At 71.4% G+C, this 20,687-nt stretch carries 19 protein-coding genes; 15 read left to right on the forward strand and 4 right to left on the reverse strand.

The window, feature by feature from the left end:
* Positions 1–9 precede the first annotated feature (9 nt).
* Both KME79_RS29625 and KME79_RS29630 read right to left on the reverse strand, forming a co-directional pair.
* On the reverse strand, positions 10–1,299 hold the full coding sequence (locus tag KME79_RS29625; RefSeq protein WP_219547698.1) for an aminotransferase class V-fold PLP-dependent enzyme: 1,290 nt from the start codon (positions 1,297–1,299) through the stop codon (positions 10–12).
* A gap of 9 nt (positions 1,300–1,308) precedes the next feature.
* On the reverse strand, positions 1,309–2,358 hold the full coding sequence (locus tag KME79_RS29630) for an EAL domain-containing protein (RefSeq protein WP_271275617.1): 1,050 nt from the start codon (positions 2,356–2,358) through the stop codon (positions 1,309–1,311).
* 119 nt (positions 2,359–2,477) lie between these two features.
* Here KME79_RS29630 and KME79_RS29635 point away from each other — a divergent pair, with 119 nt between their 5' ends.
* On the forward strand, positions 2,478–3,125 hold the full coding sequence (locus KME79_RS29635; RefSeq protein WP_219547700.1) for an acVLRF1 family peptidyl-tRNA hydrolase: 648 nt from the start codon (positions 2,478–2,480) through the stop codon (positions 3,123–3,125).
* Positions 3,126–3,144: 19 nt separating this feature from the next.
* On the opposite strand, the gene KME79_RS29640 is transcribed toward KME79_RS29635, so the two are convergent.
* The gene (locus KME79_RS29640) at positions 3,145–3,963 is read right to left on the reverse strand and encodes an NAD(P)H-binding protein (protein ID WP_219547707.1); all 819 of its coding nucleotides are present in this window, start codon (positions 3,961–3,963) and stop codon (positions 3,145–3,147) included.
* A gap of 97 nt (positions 3,964–4,060) precedes the next feature.
* On the opposite strand from KME79_RS29640, the gene KME79_RS29645 reads away from it, so the two are divergent.
* From KME79_RS29645 to KME79_RS29700, 12 genes are all read left to right on the forward strand, one after another.
* Entirely contained in the window at positions 4,061–4,627 is a 567-nt protein-coding gene (locus KME79_RS29645) for a TetR/AcrR family transcriptional regulator (protein ID WP_219547709.1), read from the forward strand.
* Between the two features lie 93 nt (positions 4,628–4,720).
* On the forward strand, positions 4,721–5,746 hold the full coding sequence (locus KME79_RS29650; protein ID WP_219547711.1) for a LacI family DNA-binding transcriptional regulator: 1,026 nt from the start codon (positions 4,721–4,723) through the stop codon (positions 5,744–5,746).
* A 56-nt stretch (positions 5,747–5,802) separates the two neighbouring features.
* Entirely contained in the window at positions 5,803–6,003 is a 201-nt protein-coding gene (locus KME79_RS46565; RefSeq protein ID WP_281429528.1) for a DUF1961 family protein, read from the forward strand.
* 231 nt (positions 6,004–6,234) lie between these two features.
* Entirely contained in the window at positions 6,235–6,849 is a 615-nt protein-coding gene (locus KME79_RS29660) for a YesL family protein (RefSeq protein WP_246640639.1), read from the forward strand.
* A 56-nt stretch (positions 6,850–6,905) separates the two neighbouring features.
* Positions 6,906–8,405 carry an extracellular solute-binding protein gene (locus KME79_RS29665; RefSeq protein ID WP_308249097.1) on the forward strand — a complete coding sequence of 500 codons (1,500 nt, stop codon included), beginning with the start codon at positions 6,906–6,908 and terminating at the stop codon, positions 8,403–8,405.
* A gap of 74 nt (positions 8,406–8,479) precedes the next feature.
* Complete coding sequence (locus tag KME79_RS29670; RefSeq protein ID WP_308249098.1) at positions 8,480–9,457, forward strand: ABC transporter permease; 978 nt, start codon at positions 8,480–8,482, stop codon at positions 9,455–9,457.
* A 13-nt stretch (positions 9,458–9,470) separates the two neighbouring features.
* The gene (locus KME79_RS29675) at positions 9,471–10,382 is read left to right on the forward strand and encodes a carbohydrate ABC transporter permease (RefSeq protein WP_219547717.1); all 912 of its coding nucleotides are present in this window, start codon (positions 9,471–9,473) and stop codon (positions 10,380–10,382) included.
* A gap of 5 nt (positions 10,383–10,387) precedes the next feature.
* Positions 10,388–13,009: an exo-rhamnogalacturonan lyase family protein gene (locus tag KME79_RS29680; protein ID WP_219547719.1), complete on the forward strand. Its 2,622-nt coding sequence runs from the start codon at positions 10,388–10,390 to the stop codon at positions 13,007–13,009.
* Positions 13,010–13,131: 122 nt separating this feature from the next.
* Complete coding sequence (locus KME79_RS29685; protein WP_219547720.1) at positions 13,132–14,730, forward strand: ABC-F family ATP-binding cassette domain-containing protein; 1,599 nt, start codon at positions 13,132–13,134, stop codon at positions 14,728–14,730.
* 113 nt (positions 14,731–14,843) lie between these two features.
* On the forward strand, positions 14,844–15,059 hold the full coding sequence (locus KME79_RS29690) for a helix-turn-helix domain-containing protein (RefSeq protein WP_020547488.1): 216 nt from the start codon (positions 14,844–14,846) through the stop codon (positions 15,057–15,059).
* A 119-nt stretch (positions 15,060–15,178) separates the two neighbouring features.
* On the forward strand, positions 15,179–16,012 hold the full coding sequence (locus KME79_RS29695) for an enoyl-CoA hydratase/isomerase family protein (protein ID WP_219547721.1): 834 nt from the start codon (positions 15,179–15,181) through the stop codon (positions 16,010–16,012).
* A 90-nt stretch (positions 16,013–16,102) separates the two neighbouring features.
* Positions 16,103–17,989, forward strand: a complete 1,887-nt coding sequence (locus KME79_RS29700; RefSeq protein ID WP_148031318.1) for an ABC transporter ATP-binding protein — start codon at positions 16,103–16,105, stop codon at positions 17,987–17,989.
* On the opposite strand, the gene KME79_RS29705 is transcribed toward KME79_RS29700, so the two are convergent.
* Entirely contained in the window at positions 17,961–18,842 is an 882-nt protein-coding gene (locus tag KME79_RS29705) for a sulfotransferase family protein (RefSeq protein WP_219547722.1), read from the reverse strand. The genes KME79_RS29700 and KME79_RS29705 overlap by 29 nt on opposite strands.
* Before the next feature lie 51 nt (positions 18,843–18,893).
* On the opposite strand from KME79_RS29705, the gene KME79_RS29710 reads away from it, so the two are divergent.
* A complete protein-coding gene (locus KME79_RS29710; protein ID WP_246640640.1) occupies positions 18,894–19,787 on the forward strand; it encodes a S66 peptidase family protein in 894 nt (297 codons plus the stop codon).
* 40 nt (positions 19,788–19,827) lie between these two features.
* Positions 19,828–20,685: a DUF1444 domain-containing protein gene (locus KME79_RS29715; protein ID WP_148031320.1), complete on the forward strand. Its 858-nt coding sequence runs from the start codon at positions 19,828–19,830 to the stop codon at positions 20,683–20,685.
* Positions 20,686–20,687: the final 2 nt, after the last annotated feature.

A 20,687-nucleotide genomic window follows, 5' to 3' on the forward strand; every position in this document is an offset into this window, starting at 1 on the left:
GGGAGGACGTCAGGCGAGTCCTTTCACCGCTTCGACGGCGTGGTCGACCTGCTCGGGCGTGGTGACGATGCTGGTGCCGAAACGCAGCAGCGACGGCCTGTACGGGGTGGTGGAGGCGATGACCTTGCGCCCGTGCAGGCGGGACACCGCCTGGGCCGCGTCCATGCCGTCGATCGAGCAGCACACGAGCCCCGCCGAGAGGCCGGGGGAGTCGGGGGTGGCCAGCCGGACGTGCGGGAGCGCGCTCAGGCCGCTCTTGAGCCGGGTGGCCAGCTCCTGGGTGCGCCGCTGGATGCGGTCCTTGCCGATCGCCTTCTGGAAGTTGAACGCCTGTGTCATCGCCCACCGGTGCTCGAACGCCTTGTAGCCGCCCGGCGTGGCCAGGTCGGCCGTGGTCTCGGCCGGCCCCTCGCCGCGCTGCCAGGCCACGAACGAGGACCGCCCGAAGCCGGGGATGACCGGGGCGAGCGCGTCCCAGGCCCGGCCCCACAGGATGCCGGTGCCGCGCGGCCCGAACAGCCACTTGTGCGTGCCGCTGGCCATGAAGTCGCAGCCCAGGTCGCCCATCTCGTCGGCCATCGCGCCGAACCCGTGCACGCCGTCGACGCACAGCAGCGCCCTGTCGGCCTCGTCGCGACCCCGGTTGGCCTCGGCCAGCATGTCGGCGATGGCCCGGATCGGCAGCCGCACCCCCGTGCTGGAGTGCACCCACGTCACCGCCACCACGCGGGTGCGCGGCCCCAGGCCGTCCTTGATCGCCTCGACGATCCTGGCCTCCGACGCCTGGGCGGGGTCGTCGTACAGCCTGACCCTGCGCACCTTCGCGCCGGTGCGGTCGGCGAGCAGCCGCACCCCCTCGTGAGTGGCGAGGAAGTCGTGCTCGGTGGTGAGCACGTCCTGGCCGTCCTTGAGACGCATGCCGGAGTAGAGCAGGCCCAGGCCCATCGTGGTGCTGTCGGTGAGCGCGAGCTGCCGGGCGTCGGCGCCGACGAAGCGCGCGGCCGTCTCCCGTATGGTGGCGTCAGGAGAGGCGTTGCCGGCGGGCAGGTAGTGCGGGTCGGCGTCCAGGCCCGCGCGGTGCCGCTCGATCGCCGCCCGCACCGGGGCCGGCGCGGGGGCCAGCACGAACGCCGCGAACTGCCCGTACGCCGGATCGAGCGTGAACTGCGCGCGCACCGACTCCCAGTCGTCCGCGTCGAAGGCCGGAGACGGCTCGGGGGCGGGGGAGGAGGTGCAGGCCGCCACCCCGGCGAGCATCCCCGCGCCGAGCACCGCCCGTCTGTTCAGCTGCCGCGTCACGCTCCCTTCCTATCCCGGGACGCGCCGATCTGCCCAGAGCGCCGGGCGAGTCGTTACCTGCCTGATCAGGTCCGAGATCCGGACGATGCCGAGGCAGCGGTTCACCTCGTCGGTGACCACCAGGTCGTCGTAGACGCGGCCGGTGTCCCGGCCGGCCGCCTGCATCGCCGCCACCGCCGGAGTGGTCCGCGGCACCGTGCGGGGCGGATCGGCCAGCCGCCGCGCCGGTTTCGACCCGTACAGCGCGTGCCCGTACCGGGAGGCGATCGAGAGCAGGAACCGGCCGCGGTCCAGGCTGCCCAGCGGACGCTGGTACTCGTCCACCAGGACCACGCTGGTGATCGTCGGCTCGCGCCCGAACGCCTCCACCGCCTGCTCCGCCTTCGCCGCCTCGGGCAGCGTCACCGCCGGCAGCAGCAGCTCCTGCACGCGCGGGCCGAGCGTCGCCTCCGGCTGGTCGTCGGCCGTGCCCAGCGGCACCCGTACCAGCCCGTCGGGGCCGGGCGACAGCAGCGGCCCGGTCGCCATCCGCGCGCCCCACGAGCGCGCCGCGGCCAGCTGCGCCTCGTCCTCGATCGCGGGCGCCAGCACGTGCGCGCCCACGCCGCGCGCCAGCGTCACCACCGCGCGCGCCGCCGCCACCGCCCGGTGGTCGCGGGGCGCCCGCGCGATCAGCTCCGGCGCGATCCCCACCAGGTACGGGGACGCGTCCGCGATCAAATCGAGCGGCACGTGCTCGGTCCCGGCGCCGCCGAATCCGAGCAGGTAGCCGTGGGCCCGCAGCCCGTCGAGCGCCACCCTGAGCAGCCGGCGCTCCTGCGGCGCGCACGGGCCGCTCAGCAGCAGGATCAGCTCGCGCGGATGCCGGCCGGCGCGGCGCAGCGCCTCGTGCAGCGGGGCCATCGCCACCGCGCCCGACAGCACCACCTGGACCGGGACGTCCAGGACCATCGGCAGCGGCGCGGCCCGCAGATTCCCCGACGGGTCGAGCATCGCCGGCCGGGCGATCACCGAACCCGTGTCGAGATCCACAAGAGGGCCTGTGAGCAGGGAGGACACGTAGCGATGATGGGCTGGTCCGGGACCCCGCGACAGTCTCCCGCGGTGGAATTCACCGACATTTCCCCGGAGATTCCCCGGCCGGTGAACGCGCGCCGCCGGTCGGTTAGCCTTCCGGCATGAACGCGCGACCGGCGAAGGGCGGCGGCCGGTGGGTCTCCGTGCCTCCTGAGCGGCTGAATCCGTGGATCGACGGGTTCGCCGCCCGCCACGGGCCCTTCGAGGCCGCCGGCGACGACCGCCTGGTGCGGCTGACGGCGCGCGACGGGGCGGTGGCCGAGCTGCACGTGCCCTTCCCGCCGATGCGTCCGGGCCCGCCGCACGTCACCCGGCTCGTCGAGCACTCCCGCGCCGCCCGTCGGGTGGGGGTCGTGCTGGTGCGGCTCGGAGGATACGCGGCCGGGGTGTTCGACGGGACCGCGCTGGTCGCGTCCAAGGTCGGGTCGCGGCTGGTGCAGGGGCGCACGGCGGCGGGCGGCTGGTCGCAGCAGCGCTTCGCCCGCCGCAGGTCCAACCAGGCGGGCAAGGCCTTCGAGGCGGCCGCAGAGACGGCTCTGCGGGTCCTGACGCCGCACGAGCTGGACGCCGTCGTGCTGGGCGGCGACCGCAGAGCGGTGGACGCCCTGCGCGCCGACCCGCGCCTGGCACCGCTGCTGGCCCTGGAGACCGAGCCGTTCCTGACGGTCCCCGACCCGAAGCTGGCGGTGCTCAAGGAGACCCCGGCCCAGTTCCGGGCCGTCCGCGTGCGCGTCACCGACCCCGTGTGACCGCGCCCGGCGGAGGAGGTCAGGCGCCGAAGGCGTGGGCGTGCTCGGCGAGGAAGGCCGTCAGGGGGCGCGGCGGGCGGCCGGTGAGGTCCTCGACCGCGGAGGTGACGGAGGCCCAGTCCTCCGTCTCCATCTCCCGCATCATCGTGGCCACCTCCGTGGCGGCGCGCTGCGGCACCCCCTGGGCGGCCAGGTGGGCGGCCATGGCGGGGACCGGGAGGTCGACGTAGGTCACCGGCCGGCCGATCGCCGCCGTGACCGCCGCGGCGATCTCGTCGTGGGTGTGCGCCTCGGGCCCGGTGAGCGTGTACGTGGCGCTCGGGCCCACCGGCGCGGTCAGCAGGGCGGCCGCCGCCGCGGCGATGTCCCGGGCGTCGATGTAGCTGACCTTGGCCGCGCCGTACGAGCCGTGGATGCGGCCGTCGCGCACCTCGCCCGGCAGGTTCTGCATGAACCCGCCGGGCCGCAGGATCGCGTGCGGCAGGCCGGACGCGCGCAGGTGCTCGTCGATGCGGCCGTGCGGGTCCTGCCCGAGCCTGCCGCCCGGCCTGGCGTGGCGTACGGAGACCGTCACCACCTGCGCCACCCCGGCCTCCCGCGCCAGGTCGACGACCGCGCGGTGGGCGTCCACCACGCCGGGCCAGAGCGAGCTGTTGAGGAACAGCCGGTCGCCGGGCGACAGGTGGGCGGCGATCGACTCGGGCCGTTCCAGGTCGCCCGGCACGTACGGACCGCCGAGACCGGCGGGCTCGCGGGTGACGGCGGCGACCTCGCCGGGCGGGAGCAGGGCGACGAGCGCCCGGCCTATGGAGCCGGTGGCGCCGGTGACCACGATCATGGACTTCCCCTAAGTGGATGACATCATTCCGGTTAGGTGGACCGTACAGGAAGCGGAATCTCATCGTCCACTTAATCGGAGCGGTACGATTTCCTCCGTGCGGGCGGACGCCAGGCGGAACCTGGGCAAGATCGTGGAGGCCGCGGCGGCCGTCATGGCCGAGCGGGGCCCCGCCGCGCCCATGGAGCTCATCGCCCGCCGCGCGGGCGTCGGCGTCGGCACGCTCTACCGGCGCTTCCCCGATCGGGCCGCGCTGCTCGCCGCCATGGGGGAGCACTACGTGCACTCGCTGGGCGAGGCCCTCGACCGCGCCGTGGCCGAGGAGCGCGACGCCTGGAGCGCGCTGCGGGCGTTCGTGCTGTGGGCGGGCGACTCGGGGCGGGGCGTGCTCGCCGCCGTGCTGGCCGGGGTGCCCGAGGAGGCGACGGTCGGGCCGGGGTTCGAGGAGACCCGTCAGCGCTGGCTGGAACGTTTCACCGCGCTCGTCCGGCAGGCCCAGGCCGACGGCCGGATGCGCGCCGACGTGGGGGTGGACGACGTGGTGGCGCTGCTCAACCTGTTCGCCTGCCATCCCGGCTCGCTGCCCGCGCACGTCGCGGCCCGGCCCACCTGGTTCCTCGGGCTGATGCTGGACGGGATGGCGGCCGGGGCCGCGCAGGGCTGATCACGGGATCGCCACGTCTTTGAGACGATTCAAAAAAATCTTCAAGGCCGCTATGATGAACCCGTTAACAGCGGCACGGCCTCGTGAGGATCAATGGGGACCAGGAGCATCAAGGAGGTCGCGCAGCTGGCGCGGGTCTCGGTCGGCACCGTGAGCAACGTGCTCAACCGCCCCGAGATCGTCTCGCCCGCCACGCGTGAGCGGGTCTTCGAGGCCATCCGCGAGCTGGGGTTCGTCCGCAACGAGGTGGCCCGTCACCTGCGGGTCGGGCGCAGCCGCACGGTCGGGCTGGTCGTCCTCGACGTCTCCAACCCGTTCTTCGCCGACGTCGCCCAGGGCGCCGAGGCGGTGGCCGACGAGCACGACACGATGATGATGCTCTGCAACAGCGCCGCCGACCCCGACCGCGAGCGCCGCCACCTCGACCAGCTGGAGCAGCAGCGGGTGCTGGGCGTCCTGATCACCCCGGTCGACGCCGCCAGCCCGCGCCTGGCCCAGCTCACCGCCAGGGGCACGCCCGTGGTGCTGGTCGACAGCGCCGCCACCGGCATGCAGTGCTCGGTCGCCGTCGACGACCGGCTCGGCGGCCAGGTGGCCGCCGCCCACCTGATCGAGCGCGGCCACCGGCGCATCGCGTTCGTCGGCGGGCCGCTGTCGATCAAACAGGTCGCCGACCGCCACGCCGGGGCCTCCGCCGCCGTGTCCGCGTCCGCCGGGGAAGGCGCCGAGCTCGTCGACTTCGAGACCACGGCGCTGGGCGTGGCCGCAGGGCGGGCCGCCGGGGAGCGCCTGGCCGCGCTGCCGGGGGCCGAGCGGCCGACCGCCGCCTTATGCGCCAACGACCTGCTCGCCCTCGGGTTCCTGCAGGCCATGTCGCTGCGGGGGCTCAAGGTGCCCGACGACGTGGCGATCGTCGGCTACGACGACATCGACTTCGCCGCCGCCGCGGCGGTGCCGCTGTCGTCGGTGCGCCAGCCGCGTGAGCTGCTCGGCCGTACCGCCATCGAGCTGCTGCTGGAGGAGGTCTCCTCACCGGACGAGCACCGTCACAGGCAGGTGATCTTCCAGCCCGACCTGGTCGTCCGCGAGTCGAGCAAGGCGATCCGCAGAGACGCCTGAGCGCGCTCCACCGTCCGGGGAAGCGGACGCGTGCCTGGAGTGTGCGTCTGGGCAGGATGCGGCTGGAGAGCTGCCGTCCGACGGCCTGGTGTTCCGGTGCCTGGCCGGCGTGCGGAGGGACGGTCCGAGCCGGCGATCGGGAAAGATCGTTGCACAGCTGCAATCTGCGCGAGAGTCATGGCTTCCACCTGGTCGCGCAGGGGGTGGACCCGCTGACGGCGGTGCTCGACGCGGTGGGCGTGCAGGCGGCGGGGTGACCTTCTCGGTCCTCGTTCCGCTGGACCGGCGGCGCGGACGGGTGGGGTTCAGGGAGGTGGCGGAATCCGGGGGTGGCGACGCATTGACTTTGAGTCGATTCAACACTACTTTCGCAGCAACCGACCGCCGTTCACCCCCGCGTAACGGGACGGGAACCAGCATGCAACGGCTCCTGTCCCCGGGTCCGCGCACACGCCACGAGAAGGTGCTGCCGGATGAGCCATCCCGCCATGTCAATCAGGTTGCAGGCCGCCTGTTCCGAGGTGGTCTGGGCGGCCAGGCTGAACGTGCTGTGGATCGTCTTCACGCTACTCGGCGGCGTCGTGCTCGGGCTCGGGCCCGCCACCGTGGCCGCGTACACGCTGGCCCGGAGGCACGCTCGTGGTGAATCGATTCATGCGCTGCCCGAGTTCTGGCGCGTCTACCGGCGCGAGTTCGTCCGCGCGTCCCTGCTCGTCCTGCCCCTGGCGGTGGTCGTCACCGTCCTCGTCGGCAACCTCCTCTACTTCGCCGCACTCGGGCCCGGCGCCAGGGCGTGGCAGGTGGCCACCCTCGTGGCTCTCGTGGCGCTCGCCTGCGTCGGGTCCTACCTGGGGCCGCTCTACGCGCACTACGACCTGCCGCTGCCGGCCTACCTGCCGAAGGCCTCACTGCTGGCGCTGACCCGGCCGGCCTCGTCCGTGCTCCTGCTGTTCGTGCTCGCCGCGATCGTCTTCGCGACGGTGGCGGCCCCCCTCCTCGCGCTCCTCCTCAGCGTCGGCGCGTGGATCTGCCTCAACACGTGGCTGTGCCTGCGGTTCTTCGAGGAGAACGAGGCGCGCCTGCACTCGAAAGGGAACCGATGACCGCATCCCGTCGTCGCCGGCTGGCCGCCGGTGCGTTAACGCTAACAGCAGCTCTCGTGGCGTCCGCCTGCTCCAGCGGCGCCGGTGAGGGGGCGGCGGAAAGCGACACGCTGACCATGATGGTCCCGCTGTTCCAGACCGCCCCCGACCCCAAGGGGGAGATCCACCAGGCGGTCGAGAAGCTGATCGGCAAGAAGCTGCAGATCACCTGGGTGCCCAACGCCGACTACAACGAGAAGACCAACATCACGCTCGCGTCCGCCTCCCTGCCGGACGTGATGGTCATCCAGGACAACAAGGGCGCGTCCTTCGTCAAGGCCGCCAAAGCGGGGGCGTTCTGGGACCTGACCGACAAGCTCGACAAGTACCCGAACCTCAAGCCGAAGTCGCAGCAGGTCTGGATGAACTCCAAGACCGACGGCCGCAACTACGGCATCTACCGGGTCCGCCCGCTGCTCCGCTCGGCCGTCATCCTGCGCAAGGACTGGCTGGAGAAGCTCGACCTGGAGCTGCCCAAGACCACCGACGACCTGTACGAGATCGCCAAGGCGTTCACCGAGAAGGACCCGGACGGCAACGGCAAGAAGGACACCTACGGCCTCATCCTGCCGAAGTGGCCCGCCCCCGTGTTCTCCGCGTCCAGCCCGTACAACGCCATCGACGTCTGGTTCGGCACCCCCAACAACTACGGCGTGCGCGACGGCAAGCTGGTGCCCGAGTTCGACGTGCCGGAGTTCTGGGAGGCCCAGAAGTACACGAAGAAGTTCATCGACGAGGGCCTGGTCAACCCCGACTGGGCGACCCTCGACACCGGCAAGTGGAACGACCCGTTCCTGCAGGGCAAGGGCGGCATCATCATCGACGTCAACGTCCGGGCCGGCGAGCTCTTCGACAAGTTCAAGGAGCTGGACCCGGAGACGTACGACCAGAAGGTCGCGATGGCGGGCAACCTGACGCGGCCCGACGGGCAGAAGTTCTCCCTGCCGTTCACCGGCTTCAACGGCATCGTGGCCATCTCCAAGCAGCGCGTGCAGACCGTGGAGCAGCTCGACGACGTGCTGACGACGCTGGACAAGCTGGCGTCCAAGGAAGGCTCGATCCTGGTCAACAACGGGATCGAGGGCCGCAACTTCAAGGTCGAGAACGGCTTCGCCGTCAAGGTCAATGAAGAGGACCCGGCGATCAAGGTCATCAACAACGACGTCCAGTTCGGCTTCATCCAGCTCGGCATGACCTCCAGCGTCGGCGTGGCCGGGGAGGCGTACGAGTGGATGCGCCCCAGCCAGGCCGAGCAGGAGTGGCTCAAGCAGCGCGACGAGCTCATGGAGCTCGACCTGCAGACCGCGGTGCACGACCCGTCGCTGCCGGTGATCTCGCAGACGGCGGTCGACCAGGGCCCGACCCTGAACCCGATCCCGACCGACGCCCGCATCAAGTATCTGGCGGGTGACCTGAGCGAGGAGCAGTTCAAGGCGGAGATCAAGCGCTGGTACGACAGCGGCGGCACCCAGATCCTCACCGAGCTCCAGGCGGGGATCTCCAAGGTAGGCGGCTGACGGTTCGGCCGGGAGGCCCGGGGACACCCGGGCCTCTCCTTTCGACATTCGGAAAGTTCGGAAAGGAGGCCGCCGTGGCCACCGATCTGGCGTCGCCCGTCACCGAGGCGGCCCCCAGGAGCAGGCGGGACGGGTCCGGCAAGGTGCCGGTCCGCACGGCGCTGCGGCGCTACCGCTGGCTGTACGTGATGCTCATCCCCGGCCTGGTCTACTTCGCGATCTTCAGATACCTGCCGATGTACGGCCTGACTATCGCGTTCCAGGACTTCCTGCCGTTCTCCGGCTACGCGGGCAGCCCCTGGGTCGGTCTCAAGCACTTCGAGACGCTGTTCACCGGGCCCGACTTCGGCCGGCTGCTCTTCAACACCCTGTTCCTCGCGCTGCTGACCGCGGTCTTCGTCTTCCCGGCGCCGATCATCATCGCGCTGCTGCTGAACGAGCTGCGGGTCAGCGTCTACAAGCGCTACGTGCAGTCGCTGATCTACATCCCGCACTTCCTGTCCTGGACGATCGTCTTCTCGCTGACGTACCTGCTGTTCGCGGTGGACTTCGGCGTCATCGCCGGCTGGATCCACAGCCTGAGCGGCGGCGGTCCCCAGATCGACTACATGGCCCGGCCCGAGTGGTTCCGGCCGCTGGTCATCCTGCAGCTGCTCTGGAAGACGTCCGGCTGGGGGACGATCATCTACCTCGCCGCGCTGGCCGGCGTGGACACGAACCTGTACGAGGCGGCGCGCATGGACGGCGCCGGCCGGTGGCGCCAGTTCTGGCACGTCACGCTGCCCGCGATCCGCCCCACGATCGTGGTCATGGCGATCCTGACCTCCGGCAACCTCCTCGACCAGAGCTTCGAGCAGATCTGGCTGCTCACCAACTCGCTGAACCGCTCCACCGCCGAGGTGTTCGACACCTTCGTCTACTACGTCGGCATCCAGGGCGCCGGCTACAGCTACGCCACGGCGGTCGGCCTGTTCAAGGGGATCGCCGGCGTCGTCCTGATCTTCGGCGCCAACTGGCTGGCCAAGCGCATGGGCCAGCGGGGACTGTTCTGAGGAGCCCGTGGACATGTCTGCCAACACCTCGACCGACCGGCCCGCGGGCACGTCGATCAAGCACTACGGCTCGCTCGGCAGCCGGGTGTTCGACACGCTGAACGTCATCCTGCTCGGCGGGCTCGCGCTGATCACCGTGCTCCCGCTGCTCTACGTGCTCGCCGGGTCGTTCGCGACCGAGTCGGAGATCTCCACCCGGCCGTTCTTCCTGTGGCCGGAGAAGTTCGTCACCAGCACGTACGAGTACGTCTTCGCCAACGACACCATGCTGCGGGCGCTGCTCACCACGGTCGTGGTGACGGCGGTGGGCACGGTGGTGCAGGTCGCGCTGACCTTCACCATGGCCTACCCGCTGTCGAAGAAGTATCTGCCCGGCCGGGCCCTGGTGCTCAACCTGGTGGTGTTCACGCTCGTCTTCGGCGGCGGGATCGTGCCGACCTTCCTGGTGGTGCGCGACCTGGGGCTGCTGGACAGCTACTGGGCGCTCATCCTGCCGCTGGCCATCAACCCGTTCTACCTGATCATCGTCAAGTCGTTCTTCCAGGAGCTGCCGCAGGCCCTGGAGGAGGCGGCGCGCATCGACGGCTGCAACGAGATGGGGGTGTTCTTCAAGATCGTCCTGCCGCTGTCGAAGCCGATCATCGCCACGTTCTCGCTGTTCTACGCGGTGGGCATCTGGAACGACTACATGTCGCCGCTGCTGTACATCAACGACAACGACAAATGGACCCTGCAGGTGCTCGTCAGGCAGCTCACCAGCCCCGACGCGGCCAACGCCATCAGCGCCCTGGACACGGTCTTCTTCCCGGCCAAGGGCCTGATGTTCGCCGTGGTGGTCATCGCCACGCTGCCGATCCTGCTCTTCTACCCGTTCCTGCAGAAGCACTTCGCCAAGGGCGTGCTGATCGGGTCGGTGAAGGAGTGACCGAGGTGGAGACCACCCTGCGCTGGCTGGACCGTCCGGGCGGGCAGGGGGTGACCTGGGGCGTCCCGTGGCCGCGCGGCACGGTCGCGGCCGGCGCGCCGTTCGGGCTGACCGGCCCTGGCGGTGCGGAGCTGCCGGTGCAGAGCTGGACCACGGCCACCTGGCCTGACGGCTCGGTCAAGTGGTCCGCGCACGCTGCCGTCCCCGGGGACCCCGGCGAGGGCGCGTACCGGCTCGTACCCGGAAGGAACCCCGCGGCGCCGCGCGTGCCCGTCACCGTCGCCCGCGAGGGCGGCCTGCTCCGGGTGAGCACCGGGACGGTCACCTGGACGATCGCGGAGGAGGGGGACACCCTGGTGCGGTCCGCGCACCGCGACGGCCGGGAGATCCTCCGCGACGTCCGCCTGGTCAGCCTGCGCCAGGACGGTCCCACCCCCGACGAGGGCGGCGCCGTCCGGCGGGAGAGCGTCACCGGACGGGTCGAGCGGGTCACGGTCGAACAGGACGGCCCGGTGCGCGCGGTGATCAGGGCGGAGGGCCGGCACGGCGACTGGCTGCCCTTCACCGTCCGCCTGTACTTCTACGCCGGGGCCGAGGACGTGCGGATCGCGCACACGTTCGTCTGGGACGGCGACCCGGGCCGGGACTTCCTGGCCGGGCTGGGCCTGCGCGCCGGCGTGGTGATGCGGGACGAGCCGCACGACCGGCACGTCCGGCTGGCCGGCTCCGGCGGCTTCCTCACCGAGGCCGTGCGCGGCCTGACCGGCCTGCGCCGCGACCCCGGCGAGGACGTGCGGCGCGCCCAGGTCGAGGGCCGCCCGTGCGGGCCCATCGGCAACCCCGAGGTGGCCGGCCGGCTCCACCTCATCCCCGCCTGGAACGACTACACGCTCGACCAGAACTCCGCCGACGGCTACCTGCTGCGCAAGCGCACCGCCGAGGGCCACGCCTGGGTGACGATCCCGTCCGGCACCCGCTCGGCCGGGTACGGCTACGTCGGAGGGATCAGCGGCGGCCTCGGCTTCGGGCTGCGCGACTTCTGGCGTCTGCACCCCACCAGGCTCGACGTCCGCGACGCCGCCACCGGCCTGGCCACCGCCACCGTCTGGCTCTGGTCCCCGTCCGCGCCGGCCATGGACCTGCGGTTCTGGCACGACGGCCTGGGCCAGGACACCTTCGCCGAGCAGCTCGAAGGACTGGAGATCACGTACGAGGACCACGAACCCGGCTTCGGCGACCCGTACGGCATCGCCCGCACCCACGAGCTGACCCTGCGCGTGTACGGGGCCACGCCCGCGCACCCGGACCTGGCCGCGCACGCGGCCGCGATGAACGAGCCGCCGCTGCTGGTCGCGAGCCCGGAGCGGATCAGGGCGGCGGGCGTGTTCGGCGACTGGGCGCCGCCCGACCGCGCCACCCCCGCCCGCGCCGCGATCGAGGACCGCCTGGACTTCCTGTTCGACCTGTACGCGCGCGAGCGCGAGCAGCGCCGCTGGTACGGGTTCTGGGACTACGGCGACGTCATGCACACCTACGACGCCGACCGGCACACCTGGCGCTACGACGTCGGCGGCTACGCCTGGGACAACTCCGAGCTGTCGCCCGACCTGTGGCTGTGGTACCAGTTCCTGCGCACCGGGCGGGCCGACGTGTTCCGCTTCGCCGAGGCCATGACCCGCCACACCGGCGAGGTCGACGTCTACCATCTGGGCCGGTGGAAGGGCCTGGGCAGCCGGCACAACGTGCAGCACTGGGGGTGCAGCTGCAAGCAGTTGCGGATCTCCAGCGCCGCCTACCGCCGTTTCCTCTACTACCTGACCGCCGACGAGCGCACCGGCGACCTGCTCGACGAGGTGGCCGAAGCTGAGGAGGCGTACGCGGCGCTCGACCCGCTGCGCAAGGTCCGTGAGGACGACTACACGCCGGACCCGTCGGCGCTGTCGGTCGGGCTCGGCGCCGACTGGGGCGCGCTCGCCGCCGCCTGGCTGACCCGCTGGGAGCGCTACGGCGACGGGCGGGCCAGGGACAAGCTGATGCGCACCATGGCCGGCATCGGCGCGCTGCCCAACGGGTTCCTCACCGGCGAGGCCCGCCTCGACCTGGCCACCGGCCGGTTCGACACCTCGCGCGACACCGTCTCGGTCTCGCACCTGTCGGCGGTCTTCGGCCTGCCCGAGGTGTGCTCCGAACTGCTCTCGCTCGGCCTGGACGTGCCCGGATTCGAACGGGCGTGGCTCGACTACTGCCGCCTCTACCTCGCCACGCCCGAGGCGCAGGCCGCCGAGACCGGCCGCCCGCTGACCGGGATCTCGCTGATCCAGGCGCACAGCCGCCTGGCCGCCTACGCCGCCGCCCGGCTCGACGACGCGGACCTGGCCGCGCTGGCCTGGCGCAGGTTCTTCCACGACGAGGGCGACCAGCTCAACAGCAACCCCTTGCAACGTGAACCCGACTGGCGGCTGACCCGGGTCGAGGGGCCGCACGTGCCCGCCGCCCTCTGGGACGCGCCGTTCGTCAGCACCAACGACGCCGCCCAGTACGGCCTCGCCGCGATCCAGAACCTGGCCCTGATCGCCCGGCACCTGCCGGAATCGAACGACGGCCCCCCGGCGTTCCCTCGTACGTGACGCTTCGAGCGAAGGCGGAGCTCCAGGCACGGGCCCTACACTGATCCGTATGCACACTCCCGATTGACCGGCGTCGCTCGCCCTCATCCCTCGTTTCCTAGCTCGGGAGTGCTTCGTCAATCATGATCATTGCCACTGACATCGAACTGCGTGCGGGCTCGCGCCTCCTCATCGAGAACGCCTCCTTCCGGGTCAACCCCGGCGACAAGATCGGGCTCGTCGGGCGCAACGGCGCCGGCAAGACGACGCTGACCAAGGTGGTGGCAGGCGAGGCGCTGCCCGCCGCCGGCACCGTCACCCGCACCGGCAGCGTCGGCTACCTGCCGCAGGACCCCCGCACGGGCGACCTGGAGGTGCTGGCCCGCGACCGCGTCCTGTCGGCCAGGGGCCTGGACGAGGTGCTGCGCAAGCTGCGCGAGGCCGAGGCCGGCATGTCCTCCGCCGACGAGCGCACCCGCGAGAAGGCCGTCAGGCAGTACGGCCGCCTGGAGGACCAGATGCACGTGCTCGGCGGCTACGCCGCGGAGTCGGAGGCGGCCTCCATCGCCTCCAGCCTCGGCCTGGCCGACCGGGTGCTCGGGCAGCCGCTGAAAACGCTTTCTGGCGGCCAGCGCAGGCGGGTGGAATTGGCGAGAATTCTTTTCAGCGGGGCGGAAACTCTCCTTCTCGACGAGCCGACAAACCACCTAGATGCGGACTCAATCGGGTGGCTTCGTGATTTTTTGCGCTCTCATCAGGGCGGCTTGGTGATCATCAGCCACGATGTCCAGCTTCTTGAAGCCACGGTCAACAAGGTGCTCCACCTCGACGCCAACCGGTGCGTCGTCGATCACTACAACGTCGGCTGGAAGGCCTACCTCGCCCAGCGCGAGACCGACGAGAAGCGCCGCAAGCGCGAGCGCGCCAACGCCGAGAAGCAGGCCGGCGCGCTCCTCTCACAGGCCGACAAGATGCGCGCCAAGGCCACCAAGGCGAAGGCCGCGCAGGACATGATGCGCCGCGCGCACCGCCTGCTGGCCTCCACCGAGGAGGAGCGCGTGAGCGACAAGGTCGCCCGGCTGCGCTTCCCCGATCCCCAGCCGTGCGGCCGCACCCCGCTGATGGCGGAGGGCCTGTCCAAGTCCTACGGGTCCCTGGAGGTCTTCACCGACGTCGACGTGGCCATCGACCGAGGTCACCGGGTGGTCATCCTCGGGCTCAACGGCGCCGGCAAGACCACGCTGCTGCGCCTGCTGGGCGGGGTGGAGCGGCCCGACACCGGGGAGATCCGGCCCGGCCACGGGCTGAAGATCGGCTATTACGCCCAGGAACACGAGACGCTCGACAGTGACAGAACCGTCCTGGAGAACATGCGTTCGGCAGGCGGAACGTTCACTGACACCGAGCTGCGCAAGGTCCTCGGCTCGTTCCTGTTCACCGGGGACGACGCCGACAAGCCCGCCGGAGTCCTGTCCGGAGGCGAGAAGACCCGCCTGGCGCTGGCCACGCTGGTGCTGTCGAGCGCGAATGTCCTGCTGCTCGACGAGCCGACGAACAACCTCGATCCGGTCAGTCGTGAGCAGGTTCTCAACGCTCTGAGGTCGTATTCAGGAGCGATCGTGCTGGTGACCCATGACGAGGGTGCCGTTGACGCCCTGTCACCGGATAGGGTGATCTTGCTGCCAGACGGAACTGAAGACGCGTGGAGCGAGGAATTTTCCGATCTTGTGGCACTTGCCTGATCTTAATTTGGGTGGGTACGGATCTTTTCCCGTGGAGTAGGTAGCCGATCCCGCTGAAATGACTGATCATGGCGGAGTAACGCTGCGGAAGTCCGGCACTACAGGAGGTACTCGTGGCCGAGACACTGAAGAAGGGCACCCGGGTGACGGGGGCCGATCGCGAGAAACTGGCCGGCGATCTGAAGAAGCGCTATGCCGCGGGCGAGAGCATCCGCGCCCTGGCGGCTTCGACCGGCCGGTCCTACGGGTTCATCCACCGCATCCTCAGCGAGTCCGGGGTGACTCTGCGCGGACGCGGAGGGGCGACCCGGGGCAAGTCCAAGCGCTGACGGCCGCCTCGGAACGCGCGACCGCAGCCGCTCGTCCCTAGTCAGCCTGCCGTCGCGCCCGGGCCAGAATCTCATTCTGTAAGCTCGGGCGCGACGGTACAGCGAGGAGGGCAGCGGTGATGGGCGACGCGAAGGCGCCACAGCAGCGCGGGGGGTACGCGGAGGAGGTTTCCGCCGAGGAGCTGGCGGAGATCGGCCTGCGCTACGAGGTGGACGGTGAGATAGCCACGGTCACTCTGAACCGGCCGGACAAGCGGAACGCGCAGACGTCCGCGACCTGGTCGGCTCTTGCACGCATCGGCGCCGGCCTGCCGGAGCAGGTGCGCGTGGTCGTGGTGAAAGGTGAGGGACCGTCCTTCTCGGCAGGCATCGACCTGCGGATGTTCACGAAAGAAGGGGTGCCGGGGCAGGGCTCGTTCGGCTCGGCCGGCAGGCAGGACGACAGCTCGCTCAAGCGACTGGTCGACCAGGCTCAGCAGGGTTTCCTGTGGCTGCGCCGCCCCGAGATCGTCTCCATCGCGGCCGTGCAGGGTCACGCGATCGGTGCGGGCTTCCAGCTCGCGCTCTCCTGCGACCTGCGGATCGTGGCCGACGATGTCAAGTTCTGCATGAAAGAGCCCGCGCTCGGGCTGGTGCCCGATCTGACCGGCACCAAGCCCCTGGTGGAGCTGGTGGGCCTGGCCAAGGCGATCGACATCTGCCTGACGGCCAGGATCGTGGAAGCCGACGAAGCCTTCCGCATCGGCCTGGCCGAACACGTGGTCGCGGGGGGCGACCTCGGCAAGGCCGTGGCCGACAAGGCCGCGCAACTGCTGTCGACCAACCGGGACGCGGCGGCTGCGACCAAGCGGCTCCTTCAGGGCGCGTCCGCGCGCACCCTGGAGGAGCAGAGAGCCGCGGAGGGCGCCGAGCAGGCCGAACGCCTCAGGGCCCTCTTCAACGCCCAGTCATGACGGGGCGGGGCGGTTTCGCCAGAAGCTGATAAGGGAATCGACGGACGGCCCCGCGACGCTTAGCTGGGGGAGTGAGAGGATTTCCCCTGGATGGCGATGATGGGAGGGGGTTTCGGCCCCCAAGTGTGGGCGTCGCTGCGGCGGGACGGCTCGGTGACCAAGCAGCGGCTCGCGCCCGGCACGGTGCGGCGGATCGCCGGGTACGCCCGCCCCTACCGGCGGCAGATCGCGGCGTTCCTGCTGCTGGTGGTGGCGGGCGCGGTCGTCGTCGTGGCCAACCCGCTGCTCATGAAGGCCATCATCGACGACGGCATCCTGCCGAAGCGGACCGGAGTGGTGATCGGCCTGGCGGTGGCGATCGCCACGCTGGCGGTCGTCGACGCCGGGCTGACCCTGGCGCAACGGTGGTTCTCCGCCCGCATCGGCGAGGGCCTGATCTACGACCTGCGCACCGAGGTCTTCGACCACGTGCAGCGGATGCCGGTGGCGTTCTTCACCCGGGCCCAGACCGGCGCGCTGGTGTCACGGCTCAACACCGACGTGATCGGCGCCCAGCGGGCGCTGACCAGCACGCTGTCGTCCGTGGTGTCCAACATCGTCAGCCTCGTCCTGGTGCTCGCCGCCATGCTCGTGCTGTCGTGGCAGGTGACGCTGGTCGCCCTGGTGCTGCTGCCGATCTTCATCGTGCCCGCCAAGTGGGTCGGCCGCCGCATGTCGGCGCTGACCCGCGAGCAGATGCAGCTCGACGCCGAGATGAGCAGCGTCACCACCGAACGGTTCAACGTGGCCGGCGCGATGGTGGCCAAGCTCTACGGCCGGCCCGAGGACGACGCCGCCGTCTTCGGTGAGCGCGCCGCCCGGGTGCGCGACATCGGGGTGCGGGTCGGCATGTACGCCGCCGTCTTCCGGGTCGCGCTCGGCCTGGTCGCCGCCCTGGCGACGGCGCTGGTGTACGGGATCGGCGGCGTGCTGGCCGTGGGCGACGTGTTCGAGCTGGGCACGCTCGTCGCCCTGGCCGCGCTGCTCATGCGCCTGTACGGGCCGCTCACGTCGCTGTCGAACGTGCACGTCGACGTGATGACGGCCCTGGTGAGCTTCGACCGGGTCTTCGAGATCCTCGACCTGAAGCCGATGGTGGCCGAGCGGCCCGGCGCCCGTCCGGTGCCGGACGGCCCGGTCACGATCGAGTTCGACGACGTGAGCTTCCGCTACCCGTCGGCGGATGAGGTGTCGCTGGCGTCCCTGGAGTCGGTCGCCAAGCAGGACACCGGCCCGTCGGCGCAGGTGCTCGACGGCGTGACCTTCACCGCCGAGCCCGGCAGGCTCATCGCCCTGGTCGGCCACTCCGGCGCCGGCAAGACCACGATCACCTCGCTCGTCTCCCGGCTCTACGACGTCACCGGCGGAGCCGTCCGGATCAACGGCCTGGACGTGCGCGACGCCACGCTCGCCTCGCTGCGCGACACCGTGGGCGTGGTCATGCAGGACCCCCACCTGTTCCACGACACGATCGGGGCCAACCTGCTCTACGCCCGCCCGGGCGCGAGCGAGGAGGAGATGTGGGCGGCGCTGCGGGCCGCGCAGATCGGCGAGCTGGTCGAGGCGCTGCCCGACCAGCTGGAGACCGTGGTCGGCGAGCGCGGTTACCGGCTGTCCGGCGGCGAGAAGCAGCGCCTGGCGCTGGCCCGGCTGCTGCTCAAGGCGCCGCGCGTGGTCGTGCTCGACGAGGCGACCGCCCACCTGGACTCGGAGTCGGAGGCGGCCGTGCAGCAGGCGCTCAAGACCGCGCTGACGGGCCGCACCTCGCTGGTGATCGCGCACCGGCTCTCCACGATCAGGGAGGCCGACGAGATCCTGGTCGTGAACGCCGGCCGCGTCGCCGAGCGCGGCCGCCACGAGGAGCTGCTGGCCCGCGGCGGGCTGTACGCCGAGCTCTACCGCACCCAGTTCAGCTCGTCAGGTAGCCCAGCCGGGTGAGCTCCTGGCGGGCCACCTTCTCCACCAGCTCGGCGTCCTCCGCCCGCAGGCGGGCGCGCCAGCCGCCCACCCGGGGCGCGGGCCCGTACAGGGCGACCTTCGGCACCCGGGTGTCCAGGAACTCCGACAGCCTGGCCGCCTCCTGCGCGGGTCTGAGCGCCAGGTCCTCGTAGCGGACCGTGATGAGCTGGTCCTCCGGCAGCTCCTGGCGGAGGGTCGCGTTCAGCCGCACCGCGCTGCGCCAGCGCAGCGCGCTCTTGCCCGCCACCGGCATGGTCTTCCAGCGGTCGCGGTGCTCGTCGCGGTTGACGCCGAGGAACGCGTTGGGGAACTCGGTGTCGATCGGGAACATCACGGGCTTGAACCAGGCCAGGCAGGCGGGGTCGTCCAGCATGTCGGCGGTGACGTCGCGGCCGTCGCGGATGAGCTGCACGAACCGCGCGTCGGGGAAGGCGCGCAGCAGCACCGGCACGGAGTAGAGCAGGTCGGGGCTGGCGTCGCCGAACCTGGTGACCTCGCCGGTCGCCACGCACGGGCCGGTGCTGGTCACGCCGCCCGCCTCCCGGCAGGCGTCGGAGCACAGCCCGCACGAGCCGTTCAGCACCTGCCACGACTCGGCCAGCGCGTCGCGCAGCACCCGCACCGCGCCGGAGGTGCGGCCGATCGACGGCCGGCGGGCGAAGGCGTACACCACGTGCGCCACGCACGCGCGACCCGTCGTCAGGTGGAACCCGGGCGCCCGTTTGAGGGCGCGGGCCAGCAGGTCCGTGCCCGAGTGCGGGGCGCCGACCAGGAACACCGGCCTGCGGACCTTGATGCCGTTGACCACGAGGATGTGGGGCGGAAGTCGCATACGAGAGGTAAGTGTGACACCGTTTTCCGGGTGATAGAGACAACCGGATTCTTGCACCATGACGCCACCGTCGCCGTCGTGTCCCCGTCGGGCCCGGCGGACGCCGCCGTGCTGAAGCGGGGGGTCGAGCGCCTGGAGGGGCTCGGCATGAAAGTCATCGTCGGCCCGCACGCGCTCGACCGCCAGGATCTGCCCTACCTGGCCGGTGAGGACGCGGCGCGGGCGGCCGACCTGCAGGCGGCGTGGTGCGATCCGGCGGTGTCCGCGGTGTTCTGCGCCAGGGGCGGCTACGGCGCGGCCCGGCTGCTCGGCCTGATCGACTGGGACGCGATGCGGGCCGCCGGGCCGAAGGTGCTCATCGGCTCCAGCGACATCACCGCGCTGCACCAGGCGTTCGCCGTGGAGCTGGGCCTGCCCACGCTGCACGGGCCGATGCCCGGCAACGTGCTGATCGGCGGCGAGCAGGGCCCCGAGCCGGTCACCTGGGACGCGATGCTCGCGGCCCTGTCCGGCGCCGCCGCGCCGGTCACGGGCGATCGGGTGCTGGTGCCCGGCCGGGCCGAAGGGGTGCTGACCGGCGGTAACCTGTCGCTGCTGGCCTCGCTGTGCGGCACGCGCCACCAGCCGTCGTTCGACGGCCGGATCGCGTTCCTCGAAGACATCGGCGAGGAGCCCTACCGCGTCGACCGCATGCTCACCCAGCTCCTGCAGGCCGGCGCGTTCGCGGGCGTGCGGGGGATCGCGCTCGGGTCCTGGGTCGACTGCGGCGATCCCTACCCGGTGCTCCGTGACCGCCTGGAGCCGCTCGGGGTGCCGGTCGTCGCGGGGCTTCCCGTAGGGCATGGATCGCCCCAGTTGAGTGTGTGGCTTGGGGCTCTTGGGGCTATTGATACCGAATCGTGCTCCCTGACCGGCCCCTACTGGAACGAGGACCAGGCAAGGTAGGAAAAGAAGGGGACAAAACCGACAGAAAGGGACACGGCGCGTGCCATCCTTCCAACAGGAGCCCTCGCGACGATCGGTGGAGGACGTCGACCTCGACTCGCTGCTCGCCCTCGTCACCGAGTCCCTCGGCTACACCTGCGTGTTCGCGGCCGACGGCGCCTCCCTGACCATGCGCGGCCCCCGGGAGATCCGGGTCAGGCTGACCGGGTTGCGCAGGGAGGCGGTCCGCCGGGCCCGCGAGGACTGGCCGACGCTCGTCTCCGAGCACCTGGCGCACGCCGTGGCGGGCGGCCCGCTCGACTACTGCGACCTGGAACAGGTCCGGCCGCTGCTGACCACCCGCGTGGAGCCGGCCGGCGAGGTGGCCGACCCCGCCCGGGTGGTGGGCCGCCACCTCAACGGCGACCTGGTCGAACTGCTCGCCGTCGGCGACCGCCCGGTACGGCCGGAGGAGGCCGGCTGCTGGCCGGTGCCGGCCGCGCGGGCGCTGGAGCTGGCCGTGTCCAACGTGCGGCTCGGCGTGCGGCTGACGACCGAGTCCGTCGAGCTGTCGGGCACCCCGGTCACCCGGCTCACCGCGGCGACCCCGGCCGCCGCGACCCACCTGCGCTGGCTGGAGGAGTATCTCCCGGTGCCCGCCGACGGGGCGCTGGTCGTCCTGCCCGACCCGTACACCCTGCTCGTCCACCCGGTCGACGGGATCGGCGTGGTGCGCGCGATCGAGCGGCTGCGCGTGCACGCCGCCCGCACCGGCGGGCTCAGCTCGCAGGTCTACTGGTGGCACGACGGCCGGCTCGCGCTCATCAGGGCCGACATCGAGCTGCGGCAGGGCCAGACGAGGCTGGTCGTGGCCCCGCCGCCGGAGTTCGCCGAAGTGCTCGCCAGGCTGGCCGTCTAGGG

Source organism: Nonomuraea harbinensis (genome assembly GCF_019396385.1).
Taxonomy (GTDB): Bacteria; Actinomycetota; Actinomycetes; order Streptosporangiales; family Streptosporangiaceae; genus Nonomuraea; species Nonomuraea ferruginea.